Genomic DNA, 23,077 nt, shown 5'->3' with positions numbered 1-23,077 from the left:
TTGTTTGTTTGGAACAAACGACTGAAAGATTGCTTCGTTAGCACTCGCAATGACGGTTTAAATGACAATAAAGGTATGAATAAAAAAGCTGTCTAAAATAGACAGCTTTTTGTTTTTACATCGTTTCTGAAGTATTTAAGACACTTTCTGCAGCATCTCTTACCATTCTGGATACATCTTCTAAAAAAGGTTTTAAAACATTTGTAGCTTCTTCAGATTCGGAAAGCATTTCTATTAGTTCTACACGTTTGTCAACTGAAAAGTTTTGTGATAAATCAAACAGTTTTTCTGCTCCTAAAGCAATAAACCAATGTTTTGAGGCTTCATTATATTCATCAAGTGCTATATCTGCAATGTATAATGGATTAACTTCTAAACTATCCAAAAGGTTTAGTAGGTATGTAAATGCTGCTTCTTTGTACTCTTCTTCTTCTGATTTTTCTCTTATTTCTTCTAAACTAACTTCTTTTTCACGTACTTTCATTCGTAAAAATGCTTTGGTAAAGTCTCTCGTCAACATTTTGGTTCCTTCGAGGCTGTGATTTGCAAAAAGTTTGATAAAACGATGTTGTTTTTCCTCAGATAGCATCCAAATAAATTGCTGAATTGTCATCGCTGAATAATTTCTATCATAGGCGTTGAAATCTTCTTTTTTGAGCATTTTATTACATAATGATGCCATATCTGCATAACTCACCTCATCATCTAAATATTCTTGTAATTTGGTAACTAACATTTCAACATCTTCCTTATCAGTATTTTTATTATGAATGGAGTTTAAAATTGCTTCTGTATCTATTTCTTCTGGAAATAACACAAACTGACCGTATGGTAATGATACTTTTTTTGATGTTATTTGTGAGTCTTCAAGCCTATGGTCATTATACGATTTATCTAACTGTAAAATAACAAGTTCTTCTCCTTTCTTTTGAAGTAATTGAACTTGGTTATAGTCGTTAATTTTTGTGGAAAGGTTAGTAACTGCGTTTGGATGAAATGATATTGGTAATTTTTCTAAAGCAGAAGTTTCTTTATTTTCATCGTTGTAGTAATTATAAAAACTTTTGCAGACGGTGGCATTGTATGTAGCCAATCTTTTATACCACGGTACTAGGTTTTCTTGAAATAATTTACTTACTGTTTCTTTAAATGCTTCTGGTTGATTGAAAGGAAAACGTTCATTTTGTAACGATAAATCAATAAAATATTCAATTCGTCTATATGCATCAATGTAGTGCATTCCTTCATCTAAGGCTAGTGCACGCTTTTTATCTATTACATCAAACATACCTGTTGCAGTACTGTCTATTTCATTATATTTATCTAACCATACTAAATATGGGGCTTTATCTCCTTCCCAACTATTATGAAACATTTTTTGAGCTACTACCATTTGAAAAGCAATACTTTGTGATTTTGGTACTCCATTTTTTTCAATTCTGTCGTAAAAATCAATTTCTTTTAATGGGTTTTCAAATGAATAGTCGTATTCATCGTCTGCTGTTATTTTTGCTAATAATTGTATTACTTTTTGTGGAGCTAAAGCAACCCATAGTTTCCACAATCGCTTTGCTTGATGCTGACTTGGTAATGGCATTTGTGATAACCAATAACAAATAAGTACTGTACGTTGATTGTCTTCGTAGGCATTATCGAATAAATCGTACTTTTTTTGTTTAGTACTTGCTTCTTTTCCTTCTTCTACCAAAAGTATTCTACTAAAAGCTTCTAACGCTTCTTCTTCTGTTAACGTGGTATTTGCCTCAGTGATATATCCTAAAGCTTGCTCCTTAATAGGATCTAAGTCTTTATTTTTTTCATCAATAGGATTTACCAATGATTCTTCTACCATTTTAGCTATCAACGTCCAAACATTTTCATTAACGTAGTTAAAAAGTCTTTGTGTATAATCATCTCCAACACGTTGTTGAAAGTCTTGAAAGAGTAGGTGCGTTGCTAAAGCACAACATCCTAAATTGTCTTTTGGCCACCAAGAGCAATCGCGTCGTTCTCTTTTTTCTTCAAAAACAAAAGCTGCATCGTCAAAATTCTTTTTAGAAAGTTTTGTATCAAGATCTACAAACTCTCGTAATACTTCTATTATGATATTTTTTTCATGCTTTTCTTTCTCTTCTGGTGTTGCTTCTTTTGAAAGCTGCGGATGATAACGTTGCTGATACTCTTCGACACTTAATAAAGGATCGTTTTTAGTTACAACATCTTTAATATCGTCATCAAACGGTTTTTTACCAAAGGCGTAATAAAACACATCTAGTATACGTAAATACATAGCGTTACGTTCTTGTTGTCTTTGTGCTACTTCTGTATCTTCTGGTGTACCTGTAGGTCGTGTTTTAATGGTAAGAATTAGACCGTTTTGATAAATTTCTTCAACATCTTCTTCTTCTAATGACAGTAATTCTGCTGTAACATCGCTAATAATATTTTCTAGAGATTCACGAACTTCATTTTCATCACGATAACCACCTGTGAAATACAGCATTCGTAAGTACATAACACGAGCATGCTCTTTAGCTAAGGGTAATAAATCTGTCTGTGGTAAATCGTTTAAAGCTTCTTTATGTTGACCTGTTTGTACATATTTCCAAAGATCCGCACCACGATGTAAATGTAAGATTAACTCTTTTACACTTTTTAAACCGTCTCCATATTCATAATTATCAAAATAGGCTTCTCTTTCTTCGTCTTCGTCCTTTTCTCTTTGCGCCTCTTCATTAATTTTACTTAAAGGTTTTTGAAGTGTATTTTTAATCTTTTTTTCTAAATCAAATGCCTCATTTTCTAAGGTGTCTTCAATAAAATGTTCTTGTAATACCTCTTCATTATCCTCTATCGACTCAGCCCATTCTTCAGCAACAACTACTAAACTGAAGTAAATATCTAATACAGGATGTGTTTCTTCTGGGTCATCATCACTGTAAGGTAATAGTACTGGTTCTTCTACAAATCGCTCTTGAAGCGCTCGTTTAAAATAGGTATATTCTTCTGGATTTGCTTTTAAATAATTTCCTAATGATTTTTCTTGTGATGTTACAATTGCTTGTCTAAAATAACTATTATCACACCAAATAAAAGCTTTAATCATAGGTCTATTCCATCCATTTTTTTGGAATAAATCGCGTAAATACTCTTCGTAACCTACAGCGTGTTCATCATCCCAATAAGGAATTAAAAATTGCGATAATAAGTAGGTATAATTAGCATCTGTTAGCGCTAGCATATACAACGCCTCGATACCAAAAACACGCATATCGTCTATCCATAAATTCCAAGTATCATTAAAACGCCTACTGTGTGCTACTATTGCTTTTGCGGTGGTAACTACCGCTTCTTTTAATGAAGGATACTCTAGTACAATGGCAAAAAAGAGTACTTCTGAAATATAAATTTCATCAGTATCTCTAATATGGTTTGGGTAATAGCTTGGACCTCCATCTGGTCCCATGTTCAGTGCATTTTTTACCAACTTTTGATTGTTGGTATCTGCTACTTGAATACGACGTTGAGTATCGTTTTCAATAATTTTAAACTCTACATCAAACACCTGGTTTACGACTGCTTTATTGCTGTCTAATAGTTCTTTGTACTTTACTAGAGCTTCTTTAATAGAGGTTTCGTTTCCTAAATAAAAAGGAATGATTTGATGCTTATCAAATTGATTCATTTACAATAAAATTTTTAGTTTTCTTTTCAATTTTTTTGAGAAGAGTGACTGAATAGAAACTACAGCAATGTTTTTGCTATTCTTTTTTTAAGCTGAAGTAATTAACAATCGTGGGGAACTCTGCGCAAAACTCTACACAAATTTACGTTTTCGTTCAGGTTTTACACTTAATAAAATTCAAATTTTACAATACTTTAACAGATGAAAAAAAGGTGTTTTTCTTAGTTATTTAGTTTTGAATTAGATACATTTTTTTAAGCCAGCTTCAGTTTTCATAGGATGTTTGCTACTAAAAATTAAAACAGACTTCTCTTTAAAGTCGAAATAAAAAATGTAGAATAAGAGAACTTAAAAGTTATTATCTAATTCACAAACATTTACCTGACTCAAAATCTTCTTTGGTAATTGATTTTCCATTTATAGTGTCAGTATCCCAATCTTGTGTAATTAACCAAGTATTTTCCTTTTTTTTTAGTACCACGTGGAACCTACCATATACTGTGCGAGGTTCTTTATATTTTTCAGTATATATGACCCGATAATACCCTACTTCATAACCTGTGTTTTCTTTATAGATTCTTTGATTAAAACAAAAATCTATTTGTCTTTTTTTTGTTGTTGTTTTTTGATAGGATGTTTGTATTGAATTCTTGTATTCCTCTCCTATACGAATTCCATACTTATTTACTCTTAACACATCGTTAGTATGTAAATTATTAAATGATTCCCAATCTCTAGCTTCAAAAGATTTTTTAAATGGTTGCCATATTTGTTGATTAACTTCTTTTTCTATTATTCCATTGTTTTGTGAAAAACTCAACGCAACCGAAACTAATAAAATTAAAATAGTATATACCGTTTTCATTTTTGATAAGATTAGAATTTCATTTGTTAACAAGTTAGTGATTTTTAAAGAGTAAAAACTACTTTAAGTTTTATCAATTGTTATTTTTAGTTTTATAAGTATTATTTATTCTTTTATTTTTTCTCTATCTTTTTTATTTAAACTAACGTAATCGGTGTTTTAAAGGGTTTAAAAAAGCTGCCCTAAGGATTTGTATTAGCTAAAAATAAAAAGCCTTTAAATCAGATAAAAAAACACTGTTTTAAATTAACATATCTTATGTATTTATAAATTACGATAAGAAAAAATAATACTTCGTTTTTGACTAGAATTGTTAACTTTCGGCGATATTTTTGTGACTTTATTTAAAACTTGTTTTTAAATAAATACACTTTACTTTCAATTAAAAAAATTTAAAAAAAATTATGTCAATATCAGATTTATATTCAAGTGGAAAACATAAACAAGAAATAGGACACTTTGCTAGTATAGTTAAAATTGCTAAAACTGATGGAGTAATTTCTGAAGGAGAACAATTGCTATTGGACAGAGCTGCAAAAAAATTAAATATTAACGAGGAAGAATATAAAGGTATTTTAAAAAATCCTGAGAAGTATCCAATAAATGCACCTATTAGTTACGAAGAGCGTATTGAACGTTTATTTCATTTAACAAAAATGATTTTTGCTGATGAAAATGTAGCCAAAGAAGAAGTTGGTATACTACGTAAAATAGCTATAGCTTTACATTTCTCTACTGATAATGCTGAGAAAGTTTGCGATGAAGCCGTTCATTTAGTTTTAAACAATAACGACTTAGATAATTTTACCGAAGCTATTAAAAAGGTAAATGCCAATTAAAATAATTATACTAAAAACTTATTAAACCAGTTATTACTCTAAACACTTATCTCCCGATGAAACATAAAATTTTATTCATAGCAATACTTACCTGTTTAACAACGTCTGTTTTTTCACAAAATTTAAACGACTCTTGGCAAATAGGTGTAGGTTTTGGAATAACAAAATTTAGTGAAAGTGACGCCGCTTTTATTGGTGATCAATATTTATTTCAAGTGCCTACTGTAAGTTTAACCATGCCTATTGGCGATCGTTTTTCTTTAGATGGTGCTGTATCTTTTAATACTATTGATGACGTTGGTTTTATCAAAAACTCTGCAAAGTATTTTTCTATGGATGCTTCATTTCGTTATAACTTAAATGCTATTTTTAACAAGTTTGCTCCGTATGTTTTTATAGGAGGTAGTGTAGTAGATTCTGAACGTAAAATGACACCTACACTTAATGTTGGTGCTGGTGGAATTTATTGGGTTAGTGATAATATTGGTATTAACCCACAACTATACTACAAACATTCTTTTGAAGGTTATGAAAGTATGCGTTCACATATTCAAGGAACTCTAGGTGTTGTATTTAAACTAAATTGGAACAATGGAGGTGATAACAATGCTCGTAATGCTGCAAAACATTTAGGAGGTTGTATGTTTTAATCTTCTAATTTAATATACAAAAAAGCCGCTTTAAAAGCGGCTTTTTTTTGCTTTATGATAACGCATTAGTCGCGTTTTGTATTCTGGTAATAGTAGTTTCTTTGCCTATCATTGTCATGATATCAAACAAATCTGGACCTGCTAGTTTTCCTACCAAACTTAAACGAAGTGGTTGCATTACTTTACCAAATCCTATTTCTTTAGAAGTAATCCATCCTTTGATTTCTGTTTGAGTATTTTCAATTGAAAAATCTTCTATTTTAGAAATTACTTCTACTAATTCTTGCATTAATTCACTCGTAGTATCTTTCCATTGTTTTTTAACCGCTTTTTCATCATATTCTGAAGGGTTTTCAAAGAAAAAGTTAGATAACTCCCAGAAATCAGCTACAAACGTCGCACGTTCTTTTATTAAAGAAACTACTTTTTCTGCCTGATCTTTATCTTTTGTTATGCCTTTTTCTTCAAGAATAGGTATAAATAAGGCTGTAAGCTCTTTGTTAGACTTTTGTTGTAAATACTGTTGGTTAAACCATTTTGTTTTATCTGGACTAAACTTAGCTCCTGATTTACTTACACGCGCTAAATCGAACGCTTCTGTTAATTCCTCTAAACTAAAAATTTCTTGTTCTGTTCCTGGGTTCCATCCTAAGAATGCTAACATATTTATAAATGCATCAGCAAAATAACCGTCTTCTTTGTATCCACGTGAAACATCACCTGTTTGCTCATTAGTATATTCTAATGGGAATACTGGAAAACCTAGTTTATCACCATCACGCTTACTTAATTTTCCTTTTCCTACTGGTTTTAAAATTAATGGTAAGTGTGCAAATTTTGGTGCTTTCCAATCAAATGCACGATATAATAACTCATGAAGAGGGAGAGAAGGTAACCACTCTTCACCACGAATTACATGTGAAATTTCCATTAAATGGTCATCTACAATATTTGCTAAATGATATGTTGGCATACCATCAGATTTAAATAATACTTTATCATCTAAGGTATTTGTTTCCACTTTAATCGTACCACGGATTTCATCTTGTAAAATTAAGGTCTCGTCTTGTGGAGTTTTAAAACGGATCACATACTTTTCTCCTGCATTTATTTTTTCTGAAACTTCATTAGCAGAAAGAGCCAACGAATTGTTTAACTTTAAACGATTATGCCAATTATAAATAAAGGTTTTTCCTTTTTCTTCATGATCTTTACGGTGTGCATCTAATTCTTCAGCTGTATCAAAAGCATAATATGCCCAACCAGATTCAATTAACTGATCTGCGTATTTTTTATACAAATCTTTACGTTCTGACTGACGATAGGGTCCGAATTTTTCGTTTTTACCTGGACCTTCATCAAACGGAATGTTACACCATTCTAAAGAATCGATTATGTATTTTTCTGCATTAGCTACATAACGTGTTTGATCGGTATCTTCAATACGTAAAACAAAGGTTCCGTTATGTTTTTTAGCAAATAAATAATTGAATAAAGCAGTTCTTACACCACCTATGTGTAATGGTCCTGTCGGACTCGGAGCAAAGCGTACTCTTACGTTCTCAGTCATTTTTTTATTGATTTGAAAGCGCAAAGATAGTTTTATGTTAATAGAAAAGAAAAGGGAGGTAAGAGAAAAAAAGAAAAAAGCGAGTTAAACTCGCTTTTAAAATTTTATTTATACTGGCAGTAGCCATGAAAACAATACATATCTCTTCTTGGACAGTCTTGATCATATTTACACCTGGTAAGTCCGAAACCTCCATTAATATTTTTCTGCTCTGTCTTTTTTAAGGTAGTACCTAAATTTGAAATGTGTTTTAACATCTTTAAAGTTTTTAAAATTAGTAGTAGCAATTTAATTTAACTTTAAAAATTCTTCGTTTATTTTACCTTACAAAATGTAAGGAAAAGCCTTACTTTTTTAAAACTTATGATACAATCCAAAACTCAATGCTGGAGCTTTAGCTACATTTCTTCCCGCAAAAGCACCTCCGAAACCAACATTAGCTCCAAAAGATTTATTGAACTCACCTATAAACTTAAGTCCAAAGGCAGCATAGCTTTGATCGTTTACATACAAACCTGTAGCCAAATTTTCTTGAGGCAATATAACGTCTCCATTTTTTAAAGAAGCAACACCGTCTAAAAAGCCTGCTACCCATAACCAATTTAGTGCTTTATAACCAATTTCTCCTCCTAATTTATAGTTAGAGCTATAGTCGTTTGTTCTAATATCAAATCCTGTAAATGCTTGTATATACCATGAATCAAAACCTCTTCCTGTTAAAAACAACGGTGTGAATGTCCACGCATCATAGCCACTTCGTATTCCTGAATTTTCTTTATAACTGCTTGTATTCGCTTCAATAGAAAGTTGTCCTGATAACAACCATTTGTTATTAGAAAAGTTGTGTTTTATTCCTAATTGAATATTTCCTAATAAGGTTTCAGAAGTTTCTTCAATAGTAAAAGAAGGAAAAATTACAGACATATCTTCAGTAAAGTCACCTGTTTTAACCATTTTCAAAGGAATGTTAGCAAATAGTGTTGTTTTGTCTGTTACACCATATTCTCCGTACAGTTGTAATGTATTGTCGGTGATTTCTCGTTGGGGTTTGTAGTCTGGATTACCATAGATTTTATCATAACTTCCAATAGTAGTAAATGAAGCTTGAAGATATCCTTCATTTTTATTTTTTGTCCATGGACTTTGAGAAAAAGCATTAAATGTAATTAAAAATAATGCTGGTAAAATTAGTTGTTTCATGCTTAAAAGATTTTATAATTAGTTTACAAAAGCTTTCATTCCTTACAAAAGGACATTATTTTTTATAATACCTTTCTAAAAAATAAAGTAGTATTTTAATTAACACTACTTTCATACATTTTCTGGATCTTAGCTTATACAACATAAATCATTTTGTATAATCCCTGTACAACTTATTCCTGTCGGTGTATCAAACGCACATGGATTACCTTCTCCAAAACCTACATATCCATTTCCTCCCGGATACCTTTCATGACAACCTGTAATATCACATCCATTATTTCCTGAAAAGAAACCTCCTTTTATGTTTTTTTGTGCTACGTTATTAAGTAAAACACCTAAGCTTGAAATGTTTTTTAACATCTTTAAAGTTTTTAAAATTAGTACCAGCAATTTAATTCAACTTTAAAAACTCTTCGTCTTTTTTCCCTTATAAAAGGTATGGTAAATCCTTATTTTTTCTTCAAATAACATATTTAAAGGGGGTTATTAATGAAAAATAGGGGTTTAAATAAATCTTTAACTAAAATTCTCTCTTAAAACACGTATTTTTATACTTAGATATGGAAGATTTTAATAAAATACAGCAAAAGCTAAAGCAGTTTAGTAAGAAATTTTACACAAATGAATTGATAAAAGGAAGCATTTTATTTGTTTCTTTAGGATTAATTTATTTGCTCTTTACTCTGTTTATTGAATACTTTTTGTGGTTAAAACCAACCGCCAGAACTTTTTTATTTTGGTTATTTATTATAGTAGAAGTGTTCTTATTTTTCCGTTTTATTTGTTTTCCTATTTTTAAAATTGTAGGTTTACAAAAAGGAATTTCTTTTGAAGAAGCTTCTAAAATTATCGGAAATCACTTTCCTGAAGTAAAAGATAAATTATTAAATGTTTTACAGCTACAACAAAACAATCAGCAGTCTGATTTATTAGCTGCTAGTATTGAACAAAAATCGAAAGAATTACAACCTGTTTCTTTTAATAAGGCCATTGACTTTAGTAGAAATAGAAAGTATGTAAAATATGTTTTAATTCCTTTCTTAATTTGGGGAATTTCATTACTTACAGGAACCTCTAAAAAGCTCTCACAAAGTTTTAATCGTGTAGTAAATCATTCAGTAGCATATAATCCTCCAGCTCCTTTTTATTTTAATTTAACCGCAAAAGATTTACGTGTTATTAAAGGAAAAGATATAACTGTATATATACAAACAGAAGGGGAGGTAATACCACAGGAAACCAAAATTCATTTTAATGGTCAACAATATTTTATGGAAAATGAAGGAAATGGTTTGTTTTCATATACCTTTTCTGAAGTCCAAAATCCTATTTTATTTTATGCAAGTGCCAATGGAATTGAATCTAATGAGTATACTATAACGATTATTAAAACCCCATCGATTCAAAATATTTCATTAAATCTAACCTATCCATCATACATAGGAAAAGCTTCTGAAACAATTAACAACACCGGAAACTTAAATGTTCCACAAGGAACAATTATAAAATGGGATATTAAAACTTCTGAAACCGATACAGTTACCTTTATAGAAAAAGAAAAAAGAACAATTTTTAAACAAAAAGAAAATAACGAATTTGAGCTTTCTAAACGTGTACTGAATAATACTAATTATCAAATTACAACATCTAACAAAAATCTAACAGATTACGAACAGCTACAGTTTTCTATTAATGTAACTAAAGATGAATATCCAACTATCAATGTAAATTCAAATATTGATAGTATTTCTCGTGGAAATGCCCAGTTTGTTGGTCAAATTGCTGATGATTATGGTTTTAAGAGGTTAGAATTAGTTTATTATGATAAAAAAAATAATCAAAATATTAATAATCAAGTAATTAAAATAAATAAAGAGAACATTCAAACCTTTTATTTTGAATTTCCTGGAAGTTTGGATTTAAAAGAGGGAATAGACTATGAAATGTACTTTCAAGTATACGATAATGATCTTGTAAATGGTAGTAAAAAAGCCATGAGTAGAAAGTTTAGCTACCAACAAAAAACAAAAGAAGAAATAGAGGAAGAGCTATTACAAGAACAAAAAAACTACATAGAAAACATAACTAACTCACTAGATCAACAACAAAAAAATAAGAAAGATTTAGAGAAAATACAGTTTGATTTACAAAACAAAAAGAATATTAACTGGAACGATCAAAAGAAAATTCAGAGTTTAATAAAGCGTCAGGAAAAATACAAGCAAATGATGCAACGTCAAACACAAAAATTACAAGAGAATTTTTCTGAAAAGAAAGAGGAAAATGAAACTCTTGAGCAGAAAAAAGAAAACCTTAAAAAACGTATTGAAGAACTTAAAAAGTTAGAAAAGCAACAAAAATTATTAGATGAATTACACAAGCTAGCAGATAAACTTAAAAAAGAAGATTTAATTAAAAAGACAAAAGAACTAGCTGAACAAAACAAACAACAAGAACGTAGTTTGGAACGTATTTTAGAAATGACTAAGCGCTTTTATGTAGAACAAAAGATGAATCAATTAGCAAACAAACTAGAAGATTTATCAAAAAAACAAGAAGAGTTAAGTAACAAAGAATCTAGTAAAGAAGAACAGCAACAAATTAATGAAGAGTTTCAAAAGGCAAAGAAAGAGTTAGATGATTTAGAAAAAGATAATCAAGGTTTAAAACAACCCATGGAAATGCCTTCTATGGAAGATTTAGAAAAACAAACTCAAGAAGAGCTTAATAAAGCTGAAGAAAATTTAGATAAAAATAACGCTTCTGAAACAAAGAAAAATCAAAAAAAAGCTGCTAAAAAAATGCAGCAAATGAGTCAGAAGATGCAACAATCAATGCAATCGATGAGTGCAGAAATGGAAGAAGAAAACATGGAAGGTTTACGCCAAATATTAGAAAACCTTATTACTTTTTCATTTGATCAGGAAGCTTTAATGAATGAGTTTTCTTCCTCAAATTCATCACATCCTAACTTTGGTAAAAACCTTCAGAAACAACACCAACTTAAAACCTATTTTGAACATATTGATGATAGCTTATTTGTGCTTTCAATGCGAGTTCCTAGTATATCTTCAAAAATTCAAGATCACTTAGCACAAGCACATTATAACTTAGATCAATCTTTAGAAAATTTTGCAGATAATTATTTTCAAAACGGAATCTCTAATCAACAGTATGTAATGACTTCAGCAAATACATTAGCGGATATGTTGAGTAATACTTTAGATGCTATGCAAAATCCTAAACCTGGAAATGGAAAAGGGAAGAGGAAAGGTAAATCGTTTAGCTTGCCAGACATCATTCAAAAGCAAAGTGAATTAATGGAAAAGATGAAACAAGGCATGCAAAAGAAAAATCAAGGAAACCCAAAGGATGGAAAGGACGGTAAAAATAAAGGTGAAAAAGAAGGGCAAAACGGTGAACAAAGTGATGATTTAGATGGTGAATTGTATCAAATTTACAAAGAACAATCACAACTTAGAGAACAATTAAAGAATGCTATTAACGAAGGAAATGCAGGAAATAAAGAAGCTAAAAAAGCTTTAAAAAAGATGGAGGAGTTAGAAAATCAAATTTTGGAAAAAGGTTTTACACAAGAGAGTATTAATAGAATGCAGCAATTAAACTACGAGCTACTTAAATTAGACAAAGCTACATTTGAACAAAACAGAGATAAACAACGCAAATCAAACACCAATTTACAAGAGTTTAATAACAATACAACTAAGGAATTGAAGTTTAAAAAGTTGTTTTATAACCAAACTGAGATATTAAACAGACAATCACTACCTTTGCGCCAAAATTACAAAAAGAAGGTGCAAGAGTACTTTAGCCTTCCAAAGGATAGAAAATAACGTATTAAAAAGCCTTTAGATTATAAAAAAATGATCGCATTTAATTACGAAACCGAGTTTCAATTAAACAATGAAGAAAATACTTCTAAATGGATACAAGAATGTATCGAAAGAGAAGGTTTTGAATTGGGAGAAATCAACTATATTTTTTGTGATGACGCTTATTTACATAAAATAAATGTTGAGTTTTTACAACACGATACATTAACTGATATTATTAGTTTTGATTACACGTTAGGTAAGTTAGTTGGAGGTGATATTTTTATTTCAGTAGAAAGAGTAGAAGAGAATGCAAAGGAGTTTAATACTTCTTTTGAAAATGAATTACACCGCGTAATAATTCATGGTATTTTACATTACATGAAATACAAAGATAAGACTGATGAAGAGAAGCAAATTATGCGCTCTAAAGAAAATGAATGTTTAGAAATTTTAGATAAAAAATAAAAGAGTTCCACGTGGAACTGATTGTAAAAAAATGAGTTTATTTAATACAACATACGATGTAATTGTAGTAGGAGGTGGACATGCTGGTAGCGAAGCAGCTGCGGCAAGTGCAAACATGGGAGCACACACTTTGTTAATTACAATGAACTTACAAAACATTGCTCAAATGAGTTGTAATCCTGCTATGGGTGGAATTGCAAAAGGGCAAATAGTTCGTGAAATTGATGCATTAGGAGGTTATAGCGCTATTGTAACTGACAAGACAGCGATTCAATTTAAAATGCTAAATAAATCTAAAGGGCCAGCTATGTGGAGCCCAAGAGCTCAATCAGACAGAATGCAATTCGCAGAGTGCTGGAGAACCATGTTAGAGCAAACTGATAATTTGGATTTTTATCAAGATTCTGTTAATGGATTATTATTTGATGGCGATACAATTATTGGTGTTAAAACTGCCTTAGGTTTAGAAATAAAAGCTAAAACAGTAATTGTTACAGCAGGTACTTTTTTAAACGGATTGATTCATATTGGTGAAAAAACGTTTGGTGGTGGTAGAGCAGGAGAAGGAGCTTCAACTGGTATAACTGAAGATTTAGTAGCTAAAGGTTTTGAAGCTGGCAGAATGAAAACAGGAACTCCTCCTCGAGTAGATGGTCGCTCATTAGATTATAGTAAAATGACCGAACAACCTGGTGATGATGCTCCAGAAAAATTCTCTTATTTACCAATTACAAAAACATTAACAAAACAACGTTCTTGTTATCTTACTTACACCAATCCTGAAGTACACGATTTACTTCGTGAAGGTTTTGAACGCTCACCAATGTTTAATGGTAGAATTAAATCTACAGGACCACGTTATTGTCCATCTGTGGAAGACAAAATCAATCGTTTTGCAGAGAAAGAACGTCATCAAATTTTTGTTGAACCAGAAGGGTGGAACACTGTTGAGATTTATGTAAATGGATTCTCAACATCACTTCCTGAAGATATTCAAGACAAAGCCATTCGTTCTATTCCTGGATTTGAAAACGTAAAATTCTTTAGATACGGTTATGCAATTGAGTACGATTATTTTCCACCAACACAATTAAAACACAACTTAGAAACTAAATTAATTGAGAACTTATTTTTTGCTGGTCAAATTAATGGTACAACAGGTTATGAAGAAGCAGCTGCTCAAGGTTTAATGGCAGGTGTAAATGCAGCATTAAAAACTCAAAATAAAGAGCCTTTTATTCTAAAAAGAAGCGAAGCCTATATAGGTGTTTTAATTGATGATTTAATCACAAAAGGAACCGAGGAACCTTATCGTATGTTTACTTCTCGTGCAGAATATAGAACTCTTTTACGACAAGATAATGCAGATTTACGCTTAACAGAAAAATCTTATAAATTAGGATTGGCTTCTCAAGAAAGAATGGATAGAGTAGAAGAGAAGAAAAATAAGACTCAAAACTTAATCGATTATATTAAAGGATTGAGTGTAACAAAAGAGGATATCAACCCTATTCTAGAAGAGAAAAATTTAGCAACAATTAATCAATCTATGAAATTGTATAAAATTGCTGCTAGACCTCAATTAACGTTTTCTGATTTTAGATCTATTGATAGGCTTGAAAATTATATTCAGGAAAACGAAATTGATAATGAAATTATAGAGCAAGTTGAAATCCACTTAAAATACTCTGGTTATATCGAAAAAGAAAAGAATAATGCAGACAAATTAAATAGATTAGAAAACGTGCCTATTCCCGCTACTTTTGATTATAGTAAAGTGAAATCTTTATCATATGAAGCTAGAGAAAAGTTATCTAAAATACAACCTACTTCAATATCACAAGCAAGTAGAATAAGTGGCGTATCACCAAGTGATATATCTGTATTACTTGTATATATGGGTAGATAAAAATAAAACGTTCCATGTGGAACGTTTTATTTTTTTATGTATAATTGTTCGATTAAAACTAATGTTCCACAAGGAACACTCAACACAACATATTAATTTGATTACAGAAAAAAAGTTATATAAAGACTTAAAACCTTTTTTAAATTGTATCGATCATACAGTATCTAAAGAAAGTTATGAGGTAATGAAAAATGAAGAATACGATATATTAGTAACTTCACCTGTACCTAATAATTTAGATAAATATTATGTTAGTGAAAATTATATTTCACATACAGATAATAAAACATCTCTTTTTGATAAAACATATCAGTTTGTAAAAAACTATACTTTAAAAAAGAAACTAAAATTAATTAACTCTTTTAACACAGAAGATAAATTAATTTTAGATGTTGGTGCTGGTACTGGTGATTTTTTAAAAGTATGTGAAAATGGTGGTTGGAAAATTGCTGGTGTTGAACCTTCTGAAAAAGCAAGAAGTTTTGCTAAAAATAAAAACATAAATCTTTTAAAAGATCTTTCAAAAATAGAAGGCAAACAATTTGATGTTATTACTCTTTGGCATGTCTTAGAACATATTCCTAATTTAACAGAATACATACAACAATTAAAATCACTTTTAAAAACAAATGGTGTTTTAATTATTGCTGTTCCTAATCATAAAAGCTTTGATGCAAAACACTACAAAGAATTTTGGGCAGCTTATGATGTTCCAAGACACTTGTGGCATTTTTCAAGAATATCAATTTCAAAAATATTTTCATTGGTTGAAATGAAAGTAGAAAAAACACTTCCAATGAAATTTGATTCTTTTTATGTTTCTTTATTATCTGAAAAATATAAAACAAAAAAATCAAGACCAATTCGTGCTTTTTTAACTGGATTGAAATCAAATTTTAAAGCAAATCGTTCTGGTGAGTATTCTTCTTTGATTTACATCTTAAAAAACAATTAAAACTTAATTTAACATTGTTTTTAACTACTTTTAAAAATAAAATATACAAATACCTTACTAAAATTTAAAAACCTCTTAAAAAGCACTTTTTAAGAGGTTTTTAAATAATCAAAAATTATATTAAATATGAATATATATAATTTTTATCTATTTAATAAATAAACAGCTAAAATTGCAATTATAAAGTAAACTGCTAATGTCATAGCTCCTGCATAGTCTTTTGCTAATCGCTGACCAATTAATAAAAAGATTAAAGTTACTGCTGATAACTCAGCACCAATTAAAGCTATATTGTGGTTACCTGTTGTTGATAAATGAAAAATTCCAACAAACATTAATGCACCAGCTAATAATTCCATTACTAAAATTATAGCAAGTAAAAGAGGAACCGAATTTTTTAAGGGAGAGTCTTTAAAGTGCCCTCTGATAAAAGATAAATTTCCTTTCCAGTCTGTTACCTTATCTATTCCGGATTGTAAAAAAGTAACGATTAAAAAAAGTAAAAGTAAGATTTCTGTTATGCTTTGTTGTATAAGTTCCATATAATTGATTTTTTACAAATATAAATTTTAAATAAGAATTGTAACAATTCAAATAAAATTCGTCTAATAATTATCTACTATTAAATAGTATCTTTATCAAAAAAATTACTAACATTTAAAAATTAAAAACTATGTCAATTTATATGTATCCGGTTATTGTTATCGGGATTCTAGTATTTTTATCATTATTCTTTATTGTTAAGCAACAAACAGCAGCTATTATTGAGCGTTTTGGTCGCTTTCAAAGCATTCGTCATTCTGGTTTACAATTAAAAATTCCTATTGTGGATAGAATTGCTGGTAAGTTGAGTTTAAAAATTCAACAACTAGATGTAATTGTGGAAACAAAAACCTTAGACGATGTATTTGTTAAGTTAAAAGTTTCTGTACAATACAAAGTAATTCGTGATAAGGTGTACGATGCTTTTTATAAGCTAGATTATCCGCACGATCAAATTACATCTTATGTATTTGATGTAGTACGTGCAGAAGTACCTAAAATGAAATTAGATGATGTATTTGTTAAAAAAGATGATATTGCAATCGCCGTTAAAACTGAATTAAATGATGCCATGGCTGATTATGGTTATGACATTATAAAAACTTTAGTAACTGATATTGATCCGGATGCACAAGTAAAAGCAGCAATGAACCGTATTAATGCTTCTGAACGTGAAAAAATCGCAGCTCAATTTGAAGGAGACGCACAACGTATTTTAATTGTTGAAAAAGCTAAAGCAGAAGCTGAAAGCAAACGTTTGCAAGGACAAGGTATAGCTGATCAACGTAGAGAAATTGCTCGTGGTTTAGAAGAATCTGTTGAAGTTTTAAATAAAGTAGGAATTAACAGTCAAGAAGCATCAGCTTTAATTGTTGTTACACAACACTACGATACTTTACAATCAATTGGTGAAGAAACTAACAGTAACTTAATTTTACTACCAAATTCACCACAAGCAGGTAGTAATATGTTAAATGATATGGTAGCTAGCTTTACAGCAAGTAATCAAATAGGTGAGGCAATGAAGAAAGCACAAGAAAATAAAGACAAAGAATAATTATGATACTATCAACTACACCTTCAATAGAAAATAAACCAGCTAAAGAATATCTAGGTATTGTTACTGGTGAAACAATTATAGGTGCAAACATTTTTAAGGACTTCTTTGCCGGTATTAGAGATATAGTAGGAGGTAGGTCTGGTTCTTATGAAAAAGTTCTAAGAGAAGCTAAAGAAATAGCTTTGAAAGAGATGGAAGAGAGAGCTCTAAGATTGGGAGCTGATGCAGTTATAGGAATCGACTTAGATTATGAAACCGTTGGCGCCAATGGAGGCATGTTAATGGTTACTGCTTCTGGAACAGCGGTAAAACTTTAATTAAATAAAAAACCGAAACATTAAATGTTTCGGTTTTCTTTTTATTGTTAATAAGATAATGATCTTATTTCTTTTCTTCTACTTTATCAGTATTCTCTTCATCTTTAGTGGCATCTTTGAATTCTTTAATACCAGTACCTAAACCTCTCATTAATTCAGGAATTTTTTTTCCTCCGAATAATAATAATACTAATGCAACGACTATAGCTATTTGCCATGGTCCAATAATTCCTAAAAATATAGTAAGTAAATTCATTTTTATTAAATTTTGCGCTACAAAGATACAAAATTAACTTCGGTGTTCTATTACTCCGCCAATTACTTTTTTGTCTCTAAATACTTCTGGTTTTCCTTTATAAAAAATAGAGCCTCCAAACGATACTTTAGCATCTAAGGTTTCTCCAGCTTGTACTTCAACCTTAGAACCAGATCCTGCTTTTACAGCTGTCATTTCTTCTACCGATAATTTGTAACCGTGATACATTCCTCCTAGATCAGCATTAACATTTTGATTCTTTGTTGCTCCAGAAAGCCTAATAACCGCTCCTGAAGAACTTTTTACATTTAAATGCTTAACATTCACCACAAGGTTGATAAAAGCTCCTTCTTGAGCTCTAATTTCGACTTTTTGTTGGTTAATGTCTTTACCTGTAATCGTTGCTCCTTCATTTGCATCAATAATTGATAAAGTTTTATTGTAATATAACGTTGCTTTAACTTTACCATCGGCAGTAGTTTCTGGGAACCTTAATAATACTTTTAAGGTCGTTCCATCCAACTTAATTTTAACTTTGTCTGTTTTTTCGCCAGTAACTATTATTTTAGATTCATCAGATTTTACTAGTTTTAAATCTATACCATTGTACACTTTTACTATTGAAAAGTCTCCTAAATTCTTAGTTATGGTTGTTTGAGCTGATGCTAAAACGGTCATCAAGAACAAACTTAATATTGCTAACTTCTTCATAATAAATTCCATTAGTTAATTGAGTATAACCAATAATTATACCAATACTATAAAGGTAAATACTTAAAAATATTGTTTTTAACTGAATATTAATTCTGTATTATTCTTAAATTTTATAATTTCTCCTACTTTAGGTTTCTTAATTGTATTAACAAGGCCTACTATAAAAATAAGTATAAAAATTCCTCCAATTATTAATACTCCAGTTGGTCCCAAAAAGTCTGCTACTCCTACAAATATTTTTTTTATTAAACCTCTTCTGCCACTTGTGTTTAATGTTTCACCATTTTGTAAACTTAGAGCAGTGTTATGTAGGATCCAGGTAACAACTCCAAATAATAATAAACCAAATATATAAGATTTAATTTGTTTGAAAAGTGAATAATTTTTTACTACTATACCTTTTAAATTATTTAATAAATATGTTTTAATTTCTGAATAAGTAGCTGAATTAATTATTATTTCAATTTCATTTTCCTTATCATCCTTTAAACTAATTGTTATAATCTGATCTGTATCATTTAATAAAATTTCTTTTATTTCTTCAAATCTTATAATAGTAGTATTTGTTAACTTCTGTTCTGAAATTAGATTACTAACATCAACTTCAACAGGTTGTTCTGTTATCCACAGGGATTTCTTATTAGCAATTAGATAAATATTATTTTTTTCTTCTTCAGTAGTAATCCAAATTTTCATAGTTTTTTATATATAATTTTTAATGTGATATTAAGTTAAAATCTAAATGTTTACGTTCTAAATCGGTATGTTTTACTTTTACAACAACTTCATCCCCTAATTGAATAATGTTTTTAGTTGACTGTCCAACCACAGCATATTGTTTTTCGTCAAAGATATAATAATCATCCTTAATGTCTTTAATACGTACCATACCTTCGCATTTATTGGATTTTATTTCAACATAAATTCCCCATTCTGTAACACCTGAAATTACTCCCTCAAATTCTTGATCTTTATGATCTTGCATGTATTTAACCTGCATATATTTAATGGAATCTCTTTCAGCTTTTGAAGCTAATTCTTCCATTTTTGAAGAATGTTTACACTTTTCTTCATAAATTTCGGCTTTTGGTGAGTTTCCGCCATCTAAATAGTGTTGTAATAAACGATGTGTCATCACATCAGGATAACGACGTATTGGTGAAGTAAAATGGCTGTAATAATCAAAAGCTAAACCATAGTGACCTATATTTTGTGTAGTATATTCAGCTTTACTCATTGAACGAATGGCTAAGGTTTCTACCATGTTGGCTTCTCCCTTGCCATGAACGTCTGATAATAATTTATTTAAACTATCCGATGTTTTTTGGCGTGTTTCTGTATTGATTTTATATCCAAATTTACTAACAATATTTTGTAACGATGCTAGTTTTTCTACATCTGGTTCATCGTGTACACGATAAACAAAAGTTTTCTTACTTGGTCTCCCTGCAGAAAGCCCTATAAATTCAGCTACTTTTTTGTTTGCTAATAACATAAATTCTTCAATTAGTTTATTAGCGTCTTTAGCTTCTTTAAAGAAAACTCCTGTAGGGTTAGCATTTTCATCTAAATGAAATTTAACTTCAACTCTATCAAAAGAAATAGCTCCTGATTTCATACGCTTTTTACGCATTTTTTTAGCTAGTTCATCAAGTTTTAATGTAGCTTCAACAATAGTTTCATCAACTTCATATACTTCTCCAGTTAAAGAAACATCAGCAGGAATTATATTATTTTTATTCTCAATGATTGCTTGTGCTTCTTCATAAGCAAAGCGTTTATCAGAATAAGTAACAGTTCTTCCAAACCATTGGTTAATAACATGTGCTTTCTCGTTTATTTCAAATACTGCTGAAAAAGTTAATTTTTCTTCATTTGGTCGTAAAGAACAAACTCCGTTACTTAACATTTCAGGTAGCATTGGTACCACTCTATCAACTAAATATACTGATGTAGCACGATCATAAGCTTCATCATCTAAAACAGTTTTTGGTTGTAAATAATGAGAAACATCAGCAATATGAATACCTATTTCATAATTACCATTTTCAAGTTTTGTAAATGATAAAGCATCGTCAAAATCTTTAGCATCTTTAGGATCTATGGTAAATGTTAAATCTCCTCGCATATCTCTACGCTTAGCTATTTCCTCCTTAGTAATTTCAATAGGTAATTCAGATGCTTCTTTCTCTACTTCAGTAGGAAATTCATAAGGTAGACCATATTCTAATAAAATAGAATGGATTTCTGTATCGTGATCTCCTGGTCTTCCTAAAACTTGAGTAATTTTTCCAAACGGATTTTTAGAATTCTCTGGCCAATCAGTCATTGTAGCAACAACCTTATCACCATCTTTTGCCCCATTTAATTTACTTTGAGAAATAAAAATGTCTGCATACATTTTAGTACTATCTGGTATAACAAATCCGAAATTTTTATTCATTTGTAATACACCAACAAATTCAGTTTTTGCTCTCTCAATAATTTCTACAACATCAGCTTCAAGTTTATTGCTTCTTCGCTTTTTATACACATAGGCTTTTACAGTATCGTTATGTAAACCTTTTCCTAAATTTACTGAAGGCACAAAAATATCGTGTTCAAAATCATCACAAATAAAATAAGCATTGCCATTAGAGGTAGCATCTAAAGTACCAACATGGTATTTACGGTCTTCATTTATTTGATATTTACCTCTATCAACTTCTTTAATTTTCTTATTAGCTGTTAATTCTGCTAATTTTTTTATAATCTGATTTTTACCATCAGTATCAGAAACTTTCAATTTAGAAGCAATCTGTTTGTAATTGTAATATTTATTACTGTCTTCGTTAAGTATTTTGAAAATGTTACGGGTAAGATCTTTGATAACTTTACCCTTTTTTTTGTAGATTTTTTTCTTTCTAGTCATTAATCTTTCGTCTTATTTAATTTTCAACCAAAGTACGAATAAAATTAATGCTAGTAATTTAAATAACTGTTATAAATTGATTTCGTACTTTTCCAATCTTTATTTAAAGTGATAGTATGAATAATTCTTGGTTTGTTATTGTTAATCCTGTAGCTGGTAATGGTAAGTTCAATAAATATTGGTCAGATATTCAACAGGAATTAAAATTTAATAATATAACCTATGAATATGCAAAAACTGAATATTCAAATCACGAAAAAATTATTGTTAAACAAGCTATTAACAAAGGTTATAAGAAAATAATTTCTGTTGGGGGTGATGGTACTTTACATCATGTTATTAACGGAATTATGACTCAAAATACTATAAAACCTGAAGAAATAACTATTGCTGTTATTCCATTAGGTACTGGTAATGACTGGATTAAAACTTATAATATACCTAAGAATATAAAAGCTGCCGTTAGTTTAATAAAACACGGAAAAACTATTTTTCAAGACATCGGTTACTTAGAATTACCTGATACTTCTTCCTATTTTAATAATGTAGCTGGTATTGGTTATGACGGATATGTTGCTAATAAGTTGAATAAATTAAAGAGATTTGGATCTATAGCCTACTTATTGAGTGGGATAGCGGGTTTATTACTCTACAAAAAAACTACTTTTAACATAACTATTAACAATAAATCTGTTGAAACAAAGTGTTTAATGACTTTGTTTGGTATTTGTAAATATTCGGCAGGAAGTATGCAATTAACTGATTATAAAGGTTCTAATAATGGTTTATTTGATATAACAATAGCTAAAAATCTGTCCTTTTGGGACTTACTATTTTCAATTAAAAAATTATACAACGGAAAAATTCTTCAGCATAAAAAAGTAGAAACGCATTTGGCTAACTCATTGTTAATAACTCCCAAAAACAATGATGAACTTCCTTATATTCAAGCAGATGGTGAGTTAATAGGTAGAGGACAAGTTAAAGTTAGTATTCTAAAAAGTGCTATTCAAATAGTTATTCCTTAAAAAGTTAAAAAAAACTTAATAAAATTGTAACGTTTCTTAAATTCATACGTCTTTATAGTAAGAAAGTCGTTATAAATGAAAAACTTACGCAAAATAATAGCACTGTTTATTTTCATATTCATTACAGGAATTATCGTAACAGTAGTGAGTATAAATACAACTTTAAATAAAAAAACTCCTTCAGAAGTAGTAACTAAAGATACTATTTACCTTATCAAAGCTTCTAAGAAAGCCGTATAAGCCTTTTTTACTCACTTATTATCACTTTTCA

The 23,077-nt window shown here is 29.8% G+C and carries 20 protein-coding genes; 10 read left to right on the top strand and 10 right to left on the bottom strand.

The window, feature by feature from the left end; genetic code table 11:
- Positions 1 to 115 precede the first annotated feature (115 nt).
- Both ABHQ57_RS02205 and ABHQ57_RS02200 read right to left on the bottom strand, forming a co-directional pair.
- The gene (locus ABHQ57_RS02205; protein WP_389862119.1) at positions 116 to 3,685 is read right to left on the bottom strand and encodes a hypothetical protein; all 3,570 of its coding nucleotides are present in this window, start codon (positions 3,683 to 3,685) and stop codon (positions 116 to 118) included.
- 367 nt (positions 3,686 to 4,052) lie between these two features.
- Positions 4,053 to 4,550: a nuclear transport factor 2 family protein gene (locus ABHQ57_RS02200; RefSeq protein ID WP_159610582.1), complete on the bottom strand. Its 498-nt coding sequence runs from the start codon at positions 4,548 to 4,550 to the stop codon at positions 4,053 to 4,055.
- Positions 4,551 to 4,954: 404 nt separating this feature from the next.
- Between ABHQ57_RS02200 and ABHQ57_RS02195 the strand changes: the two genes are divergently transcribed.
- On the top strand, positions 4,955 to 5,389 hold the full coding sequence (locus ABHQ57_RS02195; RefSeq protein WP_047788045.1) for a hypothetical protein: 435 nt from the start codon (positions 4,955 to 4,957) through the stop codon (positions 5,387 to 5,389).
- A 56-nt stretch (positions 5,390 to 5,445) separates the two neighbouring features.
- Complete coding sequence (locus ABHQ57_RS02190; protein WP_047788046.1) at positions 5,446 to 6,039, top strand: outer membrane beta-barrel protein; 594 nt, start codon at positions 5,446 to 5,448, stop codon at positions 6,037 to 6,039.
- 52 nt (positions 6,040 to 6,091) lie between these two features.
- Here the strand turns inward: ABHQ57_RS02190 and gltX are convergent, their stop codons facing one another.
- The 3 genes from gltX to ABHQ57_RS02175 all read right to left on the bottom strand — a co-directional run bounded on the left by gltX (position 6,092) and on the right by ABHQ57_RS02175 (position 9,172).
- Positions 6,092 to 7,609: a glutamate--tRNA ligase gene (gene gltX / locus ABHQ57_RS02185; RefSeq protein ID WP_389862115.1), complete on the bottom strand. Its 1,518-nt coding sequence runs from the start codon at positions 7,607 to 7,609 to the stop codon at positions 6,092 to 6,094.
- A gap of 354 nt (positions 7,610 to 7,963) precedes the next feature.
- Positions 7,964 to 8,809, bottom strand: a complete 846-nt coding sequence (locus ABHQ57_RS02180; RefSeq protein ID WP_167712603.1) for a hypothetical protein — start codon at positions 8,807 to 8,809, stop codon at positions 7,964 to 7,966.
- A gap of 129 nt (positions 8,810 to 8,938) precedes the next feature.
- Complete coding sequence (locus ABHQ57_RS02175) at positions 8,939 to 9,172, bottom strand: hypothetical protein (RefSeq protein WP_167712602.1); 234 nt, start codon at positions 9,170 to 9,172, stop codon at positions 8,939 to 8,941.
- Between the two features lie 200 nt (positions 9,173 to 9,372).
- Here ABHQ57_RS02175 and ABHQ57_RS02170 point away from each other — a divergent pair, with 200 nt between their 5' ends.
- From ABHQ57_RS02170 to ABHQ57_RS02155, 4 genes are all read left to right on the top strand, one after another.
- Positions 9,373 to 12,666, top strand: coding sequence for a DUF4175 family protein (locus ABHQ57_RS02170; protein ID WP_389862112.1), 3,294 nt, complete (start codon positions 9,373 to 9,375; stop codon positions 12,664 to 12,666).
- Positions 12,667 to 12,696: 30 nt separating this feature from the next.
- The gene (gene ybeY / locus ABHQ57_RS02165; protein WP_159488693.1) at positions 12,697 to 13,113 is read left to right on the top strand and encodes an rRNA maturation RNase YbeY; all 417 of its coding nucleotides are present in this window, start codon (positions 12,697 to 12,699) and stop codon (positions 13,111 to 13,113) included.
- Positions 13,114 to 13,144: 31 nt separating this feature from the next.
- A complete protein-coding gene (gene mnmG, locus ABHQ57_RS02160) occupies positions 13,145 to 15,022 on the top strand; it encodes a tRNA uridine-5-carboxymethylaminomethyl(34) synthesis enzyme MnmG (protein ID WP_167712600.1) in 1,878 nt (625 codons plus the stop codon).
- A 61-nt stretch (positions 15,023 to 15,083) separates the two neighbouring features.
- Positions 15,084 to 15,977, top strand: coding sequence for a class I SAM-dependent methyltransferase (locus ABHQ57_RS02155; protein WP_389862108.1), 894 nt, complete (start codon positions 15,084 to 15,086; stop codon positions 15,975 to 15,977).
- A 143-nt stretch (positions 15,978 to 16,120) separates the two neighbouring features.
- Here ABHQ57_RS02155 and ABHQ57_RS02150 read toward each other — a convergent pair whose 3' ends face one another.
- A complete protein-coding gene (locus ABHQ57_RS02150; protein ID WP_167712598.1) occupies positions 16,121 to 16,519 on the bottom strand; it encodes a DoxX family protein in 399 nt (132 codons plus the stop codon).
- Between the two features lie 131 nt (positions 16,520 to 16,650).
- Between ABHQ57_RS02150 and ABHQ57_RS02145 the strand changes: the two genes are divergently transcribed.
- A complete protein-coding gene (locus tag ABHQ57_RS02145) occupies positions 16,651 to 17,577 on the top strand; it encodes an SPFH domain-containing protein (protein WP_047788054.1) in 927 nt (308 codons plus the stop codon).
- A 2-nt stretch (positions 17,578 to 17,579) separates the two neighbouring features.
- Complete coding sequence (locus tag ABHQ57_RS02140; RefSeq protein ID WP_167712597.1) at positions 17,580 to 17,897, top strand: heavy metal-binding domain-containing protein; 318 nt, start codon at positions 17,580 to 17,582, stop codon at positions 17,895 to 17,897.
- 64 nt (positions 17,898 to 17,961) lie between these two features.
- Here the strand turns inward: ABHQ57_RS02140 and ABHQ57_RS02135 are convergent, their stop codons facing one another.
- The 4 genes from ABHQ57_RS02135 to rnr form a co-directional block, all read right to left on the bottom strand.
- Complete coding sequence (locus tag ABHQ57_RS02135) at positions 17,962 to 18,153, bottom strand: twin-arginine translocase TatA/TatE family subunit (RefSeq protein ID WP_047788056.1); 192 nt, start codon at positions 18,151 to 18,153, stop codon at positions 17,962 to 17,964.
- A 33-nt stretch (positions 18,154 to 18,186) separates the two neighbouring features.
- On the bottom strand, positions 18,187 to 18,864 hold the full coding sequence (locus tag ABHQ57_RS02130) for a head GIN domain-containing protein (protein ID WP_047788360.1): 678 nt from the start codon (positions 18,862 to 18,864) through the stop codon (positions 18,187 to 18,189).
- A 78-nt stretch (positions 18,865 to 18,942) separates the two neighbouring features.
- On the bottom strand, positions 18,943 to 19,563 hold the full coding sequence (locus tag ABHQ57_RS02125; protein ID WP_159488701.1) for a hypothetical protein: 621 nt from the start codon (positions 19,561 to 19,563) through the stop codon (positions 18,943 to 18,945).
- A gap of 19 nt (positions 19,564 to 19,582) precedes the next feature.
- Positions 19,583 to 21,778: a ribonuclease R gene (gene rnr, locus ABHQ57_RS02120; protein WP_159488703.1), complete on the bottom strand. Its 2,196-nt coding sequence runs from the start codon at positions 21,776 to 21,778 to the stop codon at positions 19,583 to 19,585.
- A 116-nt stretch (positions 21,779 to 21,894) separates the two neighbouring features.
- Between rnr and ABHQ57_RS02115 the strand changes: the two genes are divergently transcribed.
- Both ABHQ57_RS02115 and ABHQ57_RS02110 read left to right on the top strand, forming a co-directional pair.
- Positions 21,895 to 22,806 carry a diacylglycerol kinase family protein gene (locus ABHQ57_RS02115; protein WP_167712596.1) on the top strand — a complete coding sequence of 304 codons (912 nt, stop codon included), beginning with the start codon at positions 21,895 to 21,897 and terminating at the stop codon, positions 22,804 to 22,806.
- Between the two features lie 75 nt (positions 22,807 to 22,881).
- Positions 22,882 to 23,046, top strand: coding sequence for a hypothetical protein (locus ABHQ57_RS02110; protein ID WP_164505163.1), 165 nt, complete (start codon positions 22,882 to 22,884; stop codon positions 23,044 to 23,046).
- Positions 23,047 to 23,077: the final 31 nt, after the last annotated feature.

Origin of the sequence: Tenacibaculum sp. ZH5_bin.1 (assembly GCF_042865525.1) — a bacterium.
GTDB classification, from domain to species: domain Bacteria; phylum Bacteroidota; class Bacteroidia; order Flavobacteriales; family Flavobacteriaceae; genus Polaribacter; species Polaribacter mesophilus.
This window is presented reverse-complemented; position numbering and strand designations above follow the sequence as displayed.

Bases quoted from the DNA above. Each gene is read 5' to 3' on its own strand.
- ABHQ57_RS02205 (WP_389862119.1), bottom strand. From the start codon at position 3,685: ATGAATCAATTTGATAAGCATCAAATCATTCCTTTTTATTTAGGAAAC.
- ABHQ57_RS02200 (WP_159610582.1), bottom strand. From the start codon at position 4,550: ATGAAAACGGTATATACTATTTTAATTTTATTAGTTTCGGTTGCGTTG.
- ABHQ57_RS02195 (WP_047788045.1), top strand. From the start codon at position 4,955: ATGTCAATATCAGATTTATATTCAAGTGGAAAACATAAACAAGAAATA.
- ABHQ57_RS02190 (WP_047788046.1), top strand. From the start codon at position 5,446: ATGAAACATAAAATTTTATTCATAGCAATACTTACCTGTTTAACAACG.
- gltX (WP_389862115.1), bottom strand. From the start codon at position 7,609: ATGACTGAGAACGTAAGAGTACGCTTTGCTCCGAGTCCGACAGGACCA.
- ABHQ57_RS02180 (WP_167712603.1), bottom strand. From the start codon at position 8,809: ATGAAACAACTAATTTTACCAGCATTATTTTTAATTACATTTAATGCT.
- ABHQ57_RS02175 (WP_167712602.1), bottom strand. From the start codon at position 9,172: ATGTTAAAAAACATTTCAAGCTTAGGTGTTTTACTTAATAACGTAGCA.
- ABHQ57_RS02170 (WP_389862112.1), top strand. From the start codon at position 9,373: ATGGAAGATTTTAATAAAATACAGCAAAAGCTAAAGCAGTTTAGTAAG.
- ybeY (WP_159488693.1), top strand. From the start codon at position 12,697: ATGATCGCATTTAATTACGAAACCGAGTTTCAATTAAACAATGAAGAA.
- mnmG (WP_167712600.1), top strand. From the start codon at position 13,145: ATGAGTTTATTTAATACAACATACGATGTAATTGTAGTAGGAGGTGGA.
- ABHQ57_RS02155 (WP_389862108.1), top strand. From the start codon at position 15,084: ATGTTCCACAAGGAACACTCAACACAACATATTAATTTGATTACAGAA.
- ABHQ57_RS02150 (WP_167712598.1), bottom strand. From the start codon at position 16,519: ATGGAACTTATACAACAAAGCATAACAGAAATCTTACTTTTACTTTTT.
- ABHQ57_RS02145 (WP_047788054.1), top strand. From the start codon at position 16,651: ATGTCAATTTATATGTATCCGGTTATTGTTATCGGGATTCTAGTATTT.
- ABHQ57_RS02140 (WP_167712597.1), top strand. From the start codon at position 17,580: ATGATACTATCAACTACACCTTCAATAGAAAATAAACCAGCTAAAGAA.
- ABHQ57_RS02135 (WP_047788056.1), bottom strand. From the start codon at position 18,153: ATGAATTTACTTACTATATTTTTAGGAATTATTGGACCATGGCAAATA.
- ABHQ57_RS02130 (WP_047788360.1), bottom strand. From the start codon at position 18,864: ATGAAGAAGTTAGCAATATTAAGTTTGTTCTTGATGACCGTTTTAGCA.
- ABHQ57_RS02125 (WP_159488701.1), bottom strand. From the start codon at position 19,563: ATGAAAATTTGGATTACTACTGAAGAAGAAAAAAATAATATTTATCTA.
- rnr (WP_159488703.1), bottom strand. From the start codon at position 21,778: ATGACTAGAAAGAAAAAAATCTACAAAAAAAAGGGTAAAGTTATCAAA.
- ABHQ57_RS02115 (WP_167712596.1), top strand. From the start codon at position 21,895: ATGAATAATTCTTGGTTTGTTATTGTTAATCCTGTAGCTGGTAATGGT.
- ABHQ57_RS02110 (WP_164505163.1), top strand. From the start codon at position 22,882: ATGAAAAACTTACGCAAAATAATAGCACTGTTTATTTTCATATTCATT.